The sequence below is a fragment of the Kitasatospora cheerisanensis KCTC 2395 genome, assembly GCF_000696185.1.
Lineage (GTDB): Bacteria > Actinomycetota > Actinomycetes > Streptomycetales > Streptomycetaceae > Kitasatospora > Kitasatospora cheerisanensis.
Map to the genome: position 1 here is coordinate 7,422,211 of NZ_KK853997.1, position 12,895 is coordinate 7,435,105.

Annotated in this window: 9 protein-coding genes and 2 pseudogenes; 5 read left to right on the forward strand and 6 right to left on the reverse strand. The window is 71.8% G+C overall.

What is annotated here, in order from left to right:
- Positions 1-398: 398 nt before the first annotated feature.
- Complete coding sequence (locus KCH_RS33400; protein WP_157032299.1) at positions 399-809, forward strand: hypothetical protein; 411 nt, start codon at positions 399-401, stop codon at positions 807-809.
- Entirely contained in the window at positions 802-2,238 is a 1,437-nt protein-coding gene (locus KCH_RS38210; RefSeq protein WP_051653728.1) for a caspase family protein, read from the forward strand. Before KCH_RS33400 ends, KCH_RS38210 begins: the two co-directional genes overlap by 8 nt.
- Positions 2,239-2,346: 108 nt before the next feature.
- On the opposite strand, the gene KCH_RS33410 is transcribed toward KCH_RS38210, so the two are convergent.
- Positions 2,347-2,946 carry a class I SAM-dependent methyltransferase gene (locus tag KCH_RS33410; RefSeq protein WP_035869445.1) on the reverse strand — a complete coding sequence of 200 codons (600 nt, stop codon included), beginning with the start codon at positions 2,944-2,946 and terminating at the stop codon, positions 2,347-2,349.
- 286 nt (positions 2,947-3,232) lie between these two features.
- On the opposite strand from KCH_RS33410, the gene paaI reads away from it, so the two are divergent.
- Positions 3,233-3,664, forward strand: coding sequence for a hydroxyphenylacetyl-CoA thioesterase PaaI (gene paaI, locus KCH_RS33415; RefSeq protein WP_035869448.1), 432 nt, complete (start codon positions 3,233-3,235; stop codon positions 3,662-3,664).
- Positions 3,661-5,013, forward strand: coding sequence for a phenylacetate--CoA ligase PaaK (paaK, locus tag KCH_RS33420; RefSeq protein ID WP_035869451.1), 1,353 nt, complete (start codon positions 3,661-3,663; stop codon positions 5,011-5,013). The genes paaI and paaK overlap by 4 nt, the downstream gene beginning before the upstream one ends.
- A 161-nt stretch (positions 5,014-5,174) precedes the next feature.
- On the opposite strand, the pseudogene KCH_RS47515 reads toward paaK, so the two are convergent.
- The 4 genes and pseudogenes from KCH_RS47515 to KCH_RS33435 all read right to left on the reverse strand — a co-directional run.
- Positions 5,175-5,903, reverse strand: a pseudogene (locus KCH_RS47515) (Ig domain-containing protein); the annotation flags it as partial.
- Positions 5,904-6,104: 201 nt separating this feature from the next.
- A pseudogene (locus KCH_RS47520) lies at positions 6,105-7,121 on the reverse strand (S1 family peptidase); the annotation flags it as partial.
- On the reverse strand, positions 7,073-7,750 hold the full coding sequence (locus KCH_RS33430; protein ID WP_035869456.1) for an NUDIX domain-containing protein: 678 nt from the start codon (positions 7,748-7,750) through the stop codon (positions 7,073-7,075). The gene KCH_RS33430 and the pseudogene KCH_RS47520, both read right to left, overlap by 49 nt.
- Positions 7,747-8,130 carry an NUDIX hydrolase gene (locus KCH_RS33435; protein WP_035869459.1) on the reverse strand — a complete coding sequence of 128 codons (384 nt, stop codon included), beginning with the start codon at positions 8,128-8,130 and terminating at the stop codon, positions 7,747-7,749. Before KCH_RS33435 ends, KCH_RS33430 begins: the two co-directional genes overlap by 4 nt.
- Positions 8,131-8,179: 49 nt before the next feature.
- Between KCH_RS33435 and KCH_RS33440 the strand changes: the two genes are divergently transcribed.
- A complete protein-coding gene (locus KCH_RS33440) occupies positions 8,180-8,938 on the forward strand; it encodes a DeoR/GlpR family DNA-binding transcription regulator (protein ID WP_035869462.1) in 759 nt (252 codons plus the stop codon).
- A 62-nt stretch (positions 8,939-9,000) separates the two neighbouring features.
- Here KCH_RS33440 and KCH_RS46850 read toward each other — a convergent pair whose 3' ends face one another.
- Positions 9,001-12,504 carry an alpha/beta fold hydrolase gene (locus KCH_RS46850; RefSeq protein WP_341865448.1) on the reverse strand — a complete coding sequence of 1,168 codons (3,504 nt, stop codon included), beginning with the start codon at positions 12,502-12,504 and terminating at the stop codon, positions 9,001-9,003.
- Positions 12,505-12,895: the final 391 nt, after the last annotated feature.

A 12,895-nucleotide genomic window follows, 5' to 3' on the forward strand; every position in this document is an offset into this window, starting at 1 on the left:
GAGGCGCGCTCGCCCGGGAACGCGAGCACCCGGAGGCACCCGACGCCGAAGCGTCCTCCCGCTCAGGGGCGTGAGAGGCCGGCCTCGGCCCCTGAGCGGCGGAATGGAGCGACCGGCCGACCCCGGCCGGCGCGCTCTGGTTCTTGCGAGCGGTGGTTGTGCCGTGGCCATGCGATGCGGCGATCCGGTGGGGGCCGGCCTTCCGGCGGCGGGTTCGAATTGGGTCCTCGCGGGGGTATGTTTCCGGTCGGCGAGCGGATCGTTGGCTCGGTCAACTCCGGTGGAAGTCACCATACTTGGCCGTCGTGGTCGGGTCGGTCTGCGGCAGTGGGCGGGGCAGGTCCGAGGCGTCGGTGGGCCGCTCGGATCGGGACAACCAGCTGTGGGGGGTAGGAGAGATGGACAGGGCAGCACACGAGGTCAGGCTCGACCTCAGTGACCCGAGAGGCGCCGAAGCCGCCGACTGGGCAATGGAGTTCCTGGTGGAGGAGGTCCGCCAGTTGAGGGTTCTGCGCCTTGCCCACGCTCCGGGAGGGGCGGCGCCGGCGGGCAGCAGGGCCGGTGACGCGGTGGTCTACAGCTCCCTGCTGCTCAGCCTGGCCGGAACGCCCGCGCTGCGAGCGCTCATCCTGCTGGCGCAGGACTGGCTGGCACGCCGCAACAGCGGCACGATCCGCATCAAGGTCGGCGACAACGAACTCGAGATCGCCGCCGGAAGGCCGCGGCAGACGGAGGCCGCCATCGAAGCGTTCACCAGCCTCGTGGCAGCGGCAGAGGCAGCGGCCGCGCAGGAGCAGGACGATGAGTAAGCGCGCCCTGATCATCGCCAACCAGTCCCACGACGACCGCAACTTCGCCGAACTCCCGGGCGCGGCCGCCGATGCGAGGGAACTCAGCGCGGTGCTCCGGGACTCCGGCATCGGGGGGTTCTCCGTCACCGTGCTGCGGGACGCGACCGCCACCGAGTGGAAGCGGTCGATCCAGAAGTTCTTCCAACAGGCGGAGCACGACGACGTCCTGCTCCTCCACCTGTCCTGCCACGGGCAGAAGGACAGCCGGAACCGCCTCCACTTCATCGCCCGCGACAGCGACGCGGACCTGGTCGAGGCGACGTCGGTCAGCGCCGAGTTCGTTGCCGACTGCATGGAGAGCAGTTCCAGCCGCAGCATCGTCCTCTTCCTGGACTGCTGCTACAGCGGTGCGTTCAACCGGGCCATGCGCGCACGCGGCGAGGCGATGGACGTCAATGTGGGCGAGACCTTCGAGGGCAGCGGTCGCGTGGTCATCACCTCCTCCACCGCGCTCCAGTACGCCTTCGAACGGGACTTGATGGGGAGCCGGCAGGTGGGCGACCCCTCCCTCTTCACGGCCGCCATCGTCCACGGCCTGCGGACCGGCGAAGCCGACCTGGACCAGGACGGCCACGTGACGGTCGACGACCTGTACGGGTTCATCAACAACCGGGTGCGCGAGCAGGAAGCCCGGCAGACGCCGACGCTCAGCGTCATCTCGGTCGACGGCCCCATCCGCCTGGCGCGCAACCCGAACCGGGTCGACATGATCGCCCGCGGCGGCTCCGAAGGACGGCCGGTGGCCAACGAGTTGGCGACCGAGCTCGCTCAGCGGCTCAAGGCGCGGGAGAAGGAGGTCAACCACTACCGGAAGGCCCACCGCGGCGCGATCCGGGAACTCGCCAGGATCACCCTGTGGTTGCTGTTCGTCAGTGCTTCGGCCGTGGGGCTGTGGACGGCCACGTGGTGGGCCGACGACTTCGTCCTGCCCGCGCAGCCGGGGCAGAAGATCCTGGCCCTGCTGCTGCTCGGCGCGGTCCACGGGTTCGTCGGAACCCTCCTCACGGTCCTCGGCTTCCTGCCGATCGTGGGTCTGGGCATCTGGGTGATCAGCTGGCTGAACGCCAAGGAGCCGTTCGACAACTACTCCGGTGCCGGGCGGGTGGCCGCCGGTGCGATCGTCGGACTCGCCGTCCTCCTGGGGATCGCCGGGACGGCGATCGACTTCATCTGGGTACCCTCGCGCGGCCTGCTCGCCGCCGTGTGGGTGGTCCACAAGGTCGGCCTGCACGTGACCGCACCCTCCGGCTGGCATGCGGTGCTCACCTCGCTGTCCGCGATCGCGGGACCGCTCGTCGTCGGGGCCCTCGGATTCGGCAGCGCGATGGCCTCCGACGAGGACGAGAACCGGCAGCGGAACGAAAGCCTCACCGTCAACGGCTTCTGAGCCCACGGGTGGCCGTCCATCCTCGGCGGCCACCCGTCCCCACCTCCGGCGGCCACCGGCCGGACCTACCCGCCCGGACAGACCCGGCCGGGCCGGCTCCGGAAGGGGTCAGTCCAGGGCGCGGCTCAGCACCCAGACGCCGTAGGCGTCGTTCGCGGGGTGCAGCTGGTAGGTGCCGGCCCGCAGGTCGACGCGCAGTCCGGCGGCGGTCAGGTCCGCCTCGAACTCCGAAGCGGCGTAGGTACGGGCATGCGGCGGCGGGTCCTGGAGGTGGAAGCCGACCAGGATCCGGCCGTTCTCGCCGAGCACGGCGCGCATCGCGCGCAGCGCCTCGCGTTCGGTGCCCTCGGCCAGGTAGACCATGACGTTGCCGACGCAGACGACCAGGTCGAACGGGCCGTCGTCGGGGGTGAGGTCGAGGATGTCGCGTTCCTGGATCGGCAGTCCGGGGTAGGTCGCCCGGGCCTGCCGGACCAGCGACTCGTCGGGCTCGATCGCGAGCACGTCGTGCCCCCGGTGCAGAAGCGCCGCGGTCACCCGGCCCATGCCCGCGCCGGCGTCGAGCACCCGGGCACCGCGCGGCAGGAGCGTGTCGGCGAGGCGGGCTTCACCGTCGATGTCCTCGCCGGCGGAGACGAGCTCGGCGAACCGCTTGCCGAAGTTCCCGCTGTTTCCCGCCTCCTGCCAGCGGGTTCGCCGCGTCGCCATCGTGATGGGGTCTCCGTGTGCCGGCGTGGTCCTGTGCATGCTCCGCATCCTAGGCTCGATGGCGACGCGGCCGGCCATGGCCACGGGAGCGACGAGCCGCAGGCATGCGCCAGAGGTCCGACCGGTCGAGTGCGGGGGGTTCTGATACGTCCGCCGGCCCGGGTCGATCCCGGCCGTTCGGTGACCTGCGCCCACCTCTTGACAGGCCCTGCCGATGCTGGATTACTTGGCCGAAATCGAGACAGTAACCGAATGTTCGGTCGGCCGACAAGAGTGGTGAATACACATGAATCGACCATCCGACGGTGCGGTCGCGGCGGGGCCCGCCCAGCTGATGTTCGCCGCGGACACGGCGTCCCGGAGCCTGGGGATCCAACTCCTGGCCGCCGGCGACGGAACGGCCTCGGCGACCATGACGGTGACCTCGCAGATGGTCAACGGCCACGGCATCGCGCACGGCGGCTACCTGTTCCTGCTGGCCGACACCACCTTCGCCTGCGCCTGCAACAGCTACGGTCCGGTCACCGTCGCGGCGGGCGCCGACGTCACCTTCGTCGCCCCGGCACGCGAAGGCGACGTCCTCGTCGCGACGGCACACGAGCGCACCAGGTTCGGCCGCAGCGGCATCTACGACGTCACCGTCCTGCGCGGCGACGAGGTGATCGCCGAGTTCCGCGGCCGCAGCCGCAGCCTCAAGGACGTGAGGGAGACCCGATGAGCACGACCACCGGCACGGCGCGTTCCGCCGGCGGGCCCCGGCGACTGGGCGACGCACTCCCGAACGGTCTGCGGGACGAGGGCGAGCGCCTCGACCCCGAGGAGCTGAAGGCGCTCCAGCTCACCCGGCTCCGGAGCACCCTGGAACACGCCTACCGGAACGTCGAGTTCTACCGCCGCAAGTTCGACGAGGCCGGCGTCCGGCCCGAGGACTGCCGCACCCTTGCCGACCTCGTCCGCTTCCCGTTCACCACCAAGGCCGACCTGCGCGACAACTACCCCTTCGGCATGTTCGCCGTCCCGAGGGAGGAGGTCCGCCGGATCCACGCCTCCAGCGGCACCACCGGCCGTCCCACCGTCGTCGGCTACACCGCGAACGACCTGTCGATGTGGGCGGACATGGTGGCCCGGTGCATCCGCGGCGCGGGCGGCCGCCCCGGCGACCTCCTGCACAACTCCTACGGCTACGGGCTGTTCACCGGTGGCCTCGGCGCCCACTACGGCGCCGAACGCGCGGGCTGCACCGTCGTACCGGCTTCCGGCGGCATGACCGCCCGTCAGGTCCAGATCATCCAGGACTTCCGGCCCAGGATCATCATGGTCACCCCCTCGTACATGCTGACCCTCCTCGACGAGTTCGAGCGCCAGGGCATCGACCCGCGCACCAGCTCCCTGGAGATCGGCATCTTCGGCGCCGAGCCGTGGACCGAGGAGATGCGCCGCGAGATCGAGGAGCGCCTGGACATCCACGCCGTCGACATCTACGGCCTGTCCGAGGTGATCGGCCCGGGGGTGGCCGGCGAGTGCGTCGAGACCAAGGACGGTCTCCACATCTGGGAGGACCACTTCTACCCCGAGGTCGTCGACCCCCTCTCCGACGAGGCGCTGCCCGAAGGCGACAGCGGCGAACTGGTCTTCACCTCCCTCACCAAGGAGGCCCTGCCGATCATCCGCTACCGCACCCGCGACCTCACCCGGCTGCTGCCCGGCACCGCGCGGCCCGCCTTCCGCCGCATGGAGAAGGTCACCGGCCGCTGCGACGACATGATCATCCTGCGCGGCGTCAACGTCTTCCCCACCCAGATCGAGGAGATCGTCCTGCGCATCCCCGCCCTCGCCCCGCACTTCCAACTGGAACTGACCCGGCGCGGACGCATGGACCACCTGACCGTGCGGGTCGAGGCGCGGCCGGACGCGACCACCGACGAGCGCGAGGCCGCCGCCGCAGCCCTCGCCAAGGACGTCAAGGACGGCGTCGGCATGACCGTCGGCGTCGAGGTCGTCGACCAGGACACCCTGGAACGCTCGCTCGGCAAGCTGCGCCGGGTCGTCGACTCGCGGAAGTCGTGACCACACGTCAGGGACCCTGACCGCACGACCCGTCCGCCGCCCAACGGCGTCCCCCGGCCCGGCGGGGGACGCCGGTTCGCTCGGCGGAGGACGCCGGGTCGCTCGGCGGAGCTGCCGGATGCGTCCTGCCGCCTCCGTCAGGCTCCGCCGAGCCGCCGGGTTCAGCTGGTCTGGATCGCGGTGTCGTCGACCACGAAGGACGTCTGGAGCGACGAGTCCTCGACGGCGTTGAACTTCACCGTCACCGACTGGCCGGCGTAGGCCGACAGGTCGATGGTCTTCTGGGCGTAGCCGGTGTTCTTGTCGAGGTTCGAGTACGTGGCGACCGAGGTGCCGTTCGCCGTGACGGTGAGCTTGTCGTACGCGGTGGAGGTGGTGGTCTCGGCGGTGTCGATGTGCAGCCAGAAGCTCAGCGACGCCTTGCAGCCGGTCGGGATGGTGACGGTCTGCGAGATGCTGTCGGTGTGGGCGGAGCCGTAGCCGTCCATCCACGCCTTCCACGAACCGCTGTGCGCGGCCTGCGAGGTGGAGTTGTCGACCACGCCGCTGGTGGTGGTCCAGGGGCTGGCGGTGCCGGTCTCGAAGCCGGGGTTGCCGAGCAACTGCGCCGGGGTGCAGGTGCCCTGGGACGTGGTGACCGTCCAGGAGAACGTGGTGGAGGCGGTCTTGTTGGCCGCGTCCTTGACGGTGACGGTCACCGAGGAGCCGCCCGCAGTGGTGGGGGTCCCGCTGATCACGCCGGTGGAGGCGTTGATCGACAGGCCGGCGGGCAGGCCGGTGGCCGAGTAGCTCAGCGGCGCGGTGCCGCCGGAGGCCTGGATCTGCAGGTTGACCGAACCGTTGACCGCGGTGGACTGGTTGCCCGGGTTGGTCACCGACACGGCCGCGCCGGCCGGCTTGGTCAGCAGGCAGCCGCTGACGTTCAGGTCGATGACCCGGCCGGTGCCCAGGCAGGTGGTGAACCAGTACGTCTCCTCACCGTAGCTCTGGCCCTTGGTGACGGTCGTGGTGCCGTCCGCGGCCACCTCGCACGGGTTGTTCATGGTGCACATCGCACCGTCGTCGTTGCCGGTGTTGTTGATGCCGACGACCTTCCTGCTCGCGGCGTCGACGATCGGCGAACCGGACGTGCCGTGCGTGGTGTTGCAGCCCGTGCTGTAGCGCAGCGAGTCGTGCCAGGTCCACTGGTCCTCGCGCAGGGTTCCGACGAACCCGTTGATCGAGCAGTTCCACACCTGCTTCCAGTACGAGGACGGTATGTACATCGAGGACCCGTCGACCGGGTGGGTGTCGCTGATCGTCAGCGCGGTCGCCGAGTACTTGGAGGTGATGGCGGCGAAGGTGTCGGTGAGCTGGTACAGCGCGACGTCGGTGCCGGTCATCGTCGCGTACAGCACCTTGTCCGCCTGGACGGTGCCGAGCGAGGTGCCGGAGGCGTTGAGCAGCGTGCCGCTGCGGCTGGCGCTCACGTTCTGGATCACCTGACCGGCCGTCGGCATGGTGGGCAGGCAGTGGCCGTTGGTCAGCATCATCGCGCGGTCGGTGTCCACCGAGCTCGGGTAACGGACCAGCGAGGCGGAGCAGTTGCTCAGCGCGATGGTGGAGGTCAGGTCGCCCGCCTGAACGGCCTGCGCGGGAGCGGCACCGAAGGTCAGGGCGCCCGCAACGACCGCACCCGCGCCGAGCGCGGCGGCGAATCTCTTGAACATGGCTCTCCTTGTGGGGGATGGCGGACGTGTGACCGGTTGTTGCACGTCCGCGCCGCACGAAAATGCCATGGCCACTTCAATGCGGTCAACCATGCCGACGGAACTCGCAATTCTTGACGCACCGTCAAATCGCGGGGAGCCGAAACCCGTTTGGCGCCGATGGGCAGGACGCCTTGGTGCCCGCTCCGGGAGTGCGAGGAGAAGTGGGCAGCCGTCCAGGCCGTGATGGACGAGCGGTCGGTGACCGGGGAGCGCGCGAACGGCGTCGACGGATCCCCGGACGGTCGCGGCTCGGGCAACGCCGGTTGGCCCCGCCAGTGCGGAGTGGGCTGGCTGCCCGGCCGGCGGTGTCAGGGGGCGGCGGCTGTGGCGGCGAAGGGTCCGTCCAATGCGGCCCATTGCAGCAGCATGATGGTCTTGCCGTCGGTGATGCGCCCGTCGCGGACCATGGCGAGGGCTTCGGCGAAGGGTACTTCGAGCACTTCGATGTCCTCACCGTCCTCCTCGAGTCCGCCGCCCTCCGCGGTGCGGTCGGCCGGGGTGTAGGGGCCGGCGTAGAAGTGCAGGCGTTCGGTGACGGAGCCGGGGCTCATGTAGGCGTCGAGGATGTGGGTGAGCGGCCCGAGTGCGACGCCGAGTTCCTCGGCGCTCTCACGTCTGATGGCGGCGAGCGGGTCGTCGCCGTCGAGCAGTCCGGCCGCGGCCTCGATGAGCATGCCGTCCGGATGGTCGTTGACGTAGGCCGGGTAACGGAACTGACGGGTGAGCAGCACGCGGCCGCGTTCGGCGTCGTAGGGCAGGACGACCGCGCCGTTGCCGCGGTCGTAGGTCTCGCGCTGCTGGGTGGTCCAGCGTCCGTCCCGGCGTCGGTAGTCGAAGGTGGTGCGGCGCAGGACGTGCCAGCCCTGCGAGGTGAGCTCCACGTCGCGGACCACGACGTCGGGGTTGCGGTTCAGGTCCCGGCCGGTCCGATCCAGGCCGGTGCGGCCGCGGTGGTCGGGCGTGTCGGTACCGGGGCCGGGGGTCACACTGCCTCCTGCGGGACGCGGTGCGGGATCTCGTCCACGTGGTGGTAGACGGGCAGGCCGCGGCGGCGGGCGATGGCGACGTCCTGGTCGGCTCCGGTGGAGTCGCCGGGGAGCCGGAGTACAGCGTCGCAGTGGGCGAGCAGGCGCTCCGCGGTCGGATAGAGGACCTGGTCGGCGAGCGGGTCGGCGAGGCCGGCGCCCGCGGAGCGCAGCACGGGCAGGGCGATCCATTCCCCGATCACCGGGACGTGGCCGGCGGCGAAGACCGGCCAGGCCGCCTCTTCGAGGCGGGCGAGGTTCGCGGCCATGGCCCGGGGGTCGCCGTCGGTTCCGGAGCGGTACGGGCCGGCGATGAGGATGAGCATCGGCTTCTCGGTCATGGCGCGATACGATACACGCATAAACGTGCAAGAACAGGAGAGAATACGGATGCTGGCTGCCGAGAGACGCGACCACCTGCTGGACCTGCTCGCCCGCGAGGGCAAGATCGTCGCCAAGGACGTCGCCGCCGAACTGCGCATCTCCGAGGACAGCGTGCGCCGCGACCTGCGCGACCTCGCCGCCGAAGGACTGTGCCAGCGCGTCTACGGCGGAGCCCTGCCCGTCTCCCCGGCCGTCGCGGACCTCGCCGCGCGGCAGACCCTCTCCCCGGGCGGAAAGCGGCAGATCGCCGCAGCCGCGGCCGCACTCGTCCAGCCCGGCAGCGCCGTGATCCTGGACGGCGGCACCACCGCGCAGGCCGTCGCCCACGCTCTCCCCCCGGGACTGGACTGCACGGTGATCACCCACAGTCCGACCATCGCGGCCGCACTGCTCGACCACCCCCGGGCCGAGGTCTTCCTCCTCGGCGGCCGCCTCTTCAAGCACTCGGCGGTGACCTGCGGCGCTGCGGCGGTCGAGGCCGCCCAGAACGTCTCGGCCGAGCTCTGCCTCCTCGGCGTCACCGGCGTCCACCCCGAAGCCGGGCTGACCACGGGCGACGCGGAGGAGGCGGCGATGAAGCGCGCCCTGGCCGCACGCGCCGCGGACACCTACATCCTGGCCTCGGCCGAGAAGATCGGCACCGCCTCCCGGTTCCGCGTCCTGCCGTGGGAAGACGTCAGCGGACTGATCACCGACGCCGACCCCCACCACCCGGTCCTCGAACAACTCGCGGCGCGCGGCGTGGAGATCCTGGCCGCCCAGTGACAGCCGCGGCGCCCGCGCGCACCCACCGCCGGCCAGCTGGCCCCCGGCTCGCGGGTGGAGGACTAGTCGTCCAGGTGGGCGAGGAAGTCCAGCAGGGCCGCGTTCACCTCGGCGGGGCGTTCCTGCTGGGTCCAGTGGCCGGTCTCCGGGAGGCGGAGGTGGCCGTGCAGGCGGGGCAGTCGGCCCAGTAGATGGGCCAGTGCCTCCGGCGGGACCAACGCGTTGACCAGGTCCTGCTCGCCCGCAGCGTACAGCGCCGGGACATCGATCGTCAGATCGGCGAAAGGAGCCAGGAGTTCGGCGTTCCGGTCCAGGTTGCGGTACCAGTTGAGCCCGCCGGTGAACGCGTGCCGGCCGTGCGGGGCGTAGTCGGCGGTGAAGGCGTCGAGGTCGGCCTCGGTGAGCCAGTGCGGCAGCCGCTCGGGCTCGGGGAGGGTGTCCAGGAGCCTGCCGCCCCGGGGAACGACCCACGGCCGCGGCACCCCGTCGGGCTGCACGCCGCACAGGATGCGTCGCAGGCTCGTCCGGACGTCCGCGGCCAACTCGGCGTCGGCCCGGCCCGGTTCCTGGAAGTAGACCTGGTAGAAGCCTTCTCCGTACGCCTCTTGCAGCGACCGCAGCGGCGGCGGTCCGCTCATCGGCAGCGGCGGCACGCTCAGCCCGACCACCCCGCGCACGAGATCCGGCCGCAGTGCCGCCGTGGCCCAGGCGACCAGAGCGCCCCAGTCGTGCCCGACCACCACCGCCCGTCGCGCGCCCAGCTCCCCGATCAGCGCCGTCACGTCACCCACCAGGTGCAGCAGGGTGTACGCGTCGACCGCCTCCGGCCGTGAGCTGCGGGCATACCCGCGCTGGTCCGGCGCGACCACCCGGTATCCGGCTGCGGCCAGCGGGCCGAACTGGTGCCGCCACGAGTACCAGCTCTCCGGGAACCCGTGCAGCAGCAGGACCAGCGGCCCCTCGCCCTGCTCCGCCAGGTGCAGCCGCACCCCGTTCACCTCGACCTGGCCGTGCTCGATGCTGTCGCTCAACTCCAGCTCCTCGTCCGGGCAGCGGGCCTCCAGCCCCTCTCTGCGGCAACGCCCGCGCCGGGCCAGGGAGTTCCCTTCGCGCCCGGTGGGGCGCCAGGTCCACGCCGCGCTTCTCCGCCGGCGCCGGGACGAAGGCGTGCTCGCCGGAACGCAAGTTGGCGTACCAGGGCGACGCCCCCTCGACGGTGATGACCAGCTCTGCCTGCGCCTGCCAGCGCCCGCCCACACCAGCGCAGTTGGGGCAGCTGCCCTCCGGCGAGTGGCGGTCGAAGTGCGCGGTCGATAGGTGCTCGGCCCCAGGATCCGGTCCACCCTCGGCCGGTTGCGCTGCGTGATGTACTGCCGCACGAACGGCGGCTGGCGCGGGGGCCGCCCGGTGCATGCCGGCCGGCCCCCCCGCGCAGGTGGGTCAGGCGCGCGGGTCCGGGCGGCCTGCTGCGTGGTCGTCGGAGGGCCGCGACCAGGTGTGGGACGGCTCGGGGGTCGGGCACGGCGTGGGTGTGGGCGACGGGGGGGGGTCGGCGTGGGGGTCGGTGTGGGGAGGGGAACGGGGAGGGTGACGCAGAGCACGACGTTGGTGATGTGGGCCGTCAGGTGGCGGTCCGTCAACTGTGCGGTGTGGGGCAGGCGAAGGGCGGTGCGGGAGCCGTCGAGGGTGGTGATCAGAGCGAAGGCGAGGGCGCAGCGCCGGTCCGCGATGCCGGTGGTCTCGTCGATGGTGACGGCTTCGCCCACCTGGTAGCCGGGCCGCGGGACGCCCCAGGGCTGCGGGGTGGCGGGGGCGGTGCCGGGGCCGGTGAGCGTGAGGTCGGCGGTGAAGCCGTCGGGCTGGCTGCCTTCCGCGTACTCGACTCCGTTGATGCGCCAGCTCTTGGTGACCGTGACGTCCGCGGTGTCGGTGGCGGCGGGCCTGTTGTAGAGGACGCAGCTGACGGCGTCCGTGCTGGACAGGTTCACCGTGAAGCCGGGTGCGGCGGCGGTGCCGGTGTTGACGGCGTCGACGGGCTGCCCGGTGTCCAGGTCGGTGCAGGTGGCGTTGCGTCCGCCCGGGGTGACGAGTTCGTATCCGCCGTGCTGTTGTTCCTGGACGGTGATCTGCCCGCTGGTGGTGCCGGTGAAGGAAGGCTGGAAGGTCACGGAGCCGGTGCCGTCGTCGGTGGTGGTCTCGGTGGCGGGCAGTCCCGTGATGCCGCCGGTGGCGGTGCTCGCGTCGAAGGTCCAGCCCGCGCCCGCGGGTACGGCGCCGGTGGTGTCCTCGCCGGAGGTGGTGGCGGGGACGAGCTGCTTGACCACCGAGATGCTGCCCCGGCAGCGGGTGAGGACGAGGTCGTGGAGCTGTTCGCCGGCGGTCTGGAAGTCGGTGGTCTGGAAGTAGTCGGCGGTGGTGAGGTTGGTGCCGTCGTAGGCGGTGGGGCCGGAGACGGCGCGCAGGTTGAGGCCGGAGAGGCCCTCGACGCCCTTGCCGACGCCGAGGGCGATCACGCGGGAGCCTTCGGCCTTGACGGCGTTGGCGGAGAAGATCCCGTTCTCGACGTCGCGGAAGTGGGTGTTGGAGCCGTCGCCCTGGGCGTTGTCGGCGAAGCGCGTCGGGTTGCCGTCCGTGATGACGAAGACGGCCTGGTAGTGCTCGGCGGCCTGGGCGACCGCCCACAGGCCCTGGTCCCAGTTGGTGCCCTTGCCGAGGGTCCAGTCGGCGTAGAGCTGTTTGAACGCGTCCGCTCCGGCCGGGGTGGACACCGGGTGCAGCTCGGGGTGGTTCGCGGGCACGCTGGTGGACGGCGAGGCCTGGTCGAAGGAGAACAGCGCCAGCCGGGAGGGGGTGCCGGTCAGGGCGTTCACGAGGGTGTCGGTCGCCGCTTTGAGCTGGGGGAGCGCGGAGCCCACGGAGGCGGAGAGGTCGAGGACGACCGCCGCGTCCATGCCGCAGCCCGCCGGCGGGGCCGGGTTGGCACGCGAGTTCTGCCACACGCCGCCGGAGGCCGGGTAGTTGGTGCCGTAGGTGCTGCTGAGCATGAACCCGTTGGGGCCGCTGTCGGTGGAGGAGTACGTCTGGCCGGCCGTCAGCGCGGGCGTCGGGAACGCGTACGCCTGGGCGATGGATCCGCTGCCGCTGCCGGGGCCGGTGCGCAGGACCGGGTTGGCGTACCAGCCGGCGGGGGCGGTGCCGGGAAGCTGCTTGACCCAGAAGCTCCGGCCTTCGTTCGTGCCTCCTGCGGCGGTGTCGGGGACGGTGAAGCTGCAGTCGCCGGCGGCGTCGGACACGCACTCGGCCCAGGTGGTGTTCACCGGCGCGGTGTCGGTCTCGGCGGCGAACAGGCCCAGCTCCACGCCGGCGAGCGGGCCGACGGTGCGGGCGCCGGTACGGTCGCCCCCGACCCGCACGGTGACCACCGAGGTGTCTGCCGTGGGAGCCGGCACGGCCCGTGCGGCGGCCGCGCGGCCGGTCGGCATGCTGTCGGGGTGGGCCACCGCGGGAAGGGTGAGGCCCGCGGCGGCGGCCAGCGCCGCGGCCAGGGCAGCGGTTGTTCTCATCATGGTTCAAGCTGGCCACCCCGCCGCACCGCCCCGGCCGCGGCTCACCGGTAGGACATGGATCAGCCACTCGTTCGAACCAGGCGGCACCCCGGGCCGCAGCTTCCCGCCGCCCAGAGCCCCGCCCCGCGCACGAGCGTCATCGAGGCCGCCCACGAGCAGGCCGGTCAGGCCCGGAGCCGCAGCTCCGGCGGGGGAGGTCACCGCCGAACCGCGCCGGTCGGCGCGGTGTCGGGAGCGTCCACCTCCGGCGTCCTTCCGCCGGTGCGGGGCCGTTGGCAGCCGCTCCCTCGGCCCCCGGCCGGCGCAGCATCGGCCCTCAGCAGCGCGGGCACCAGCCCGTGGACGGCGGCGGGAACCAGAATCCCCGGTTGGCACCAGCGTGCGCAGGGGG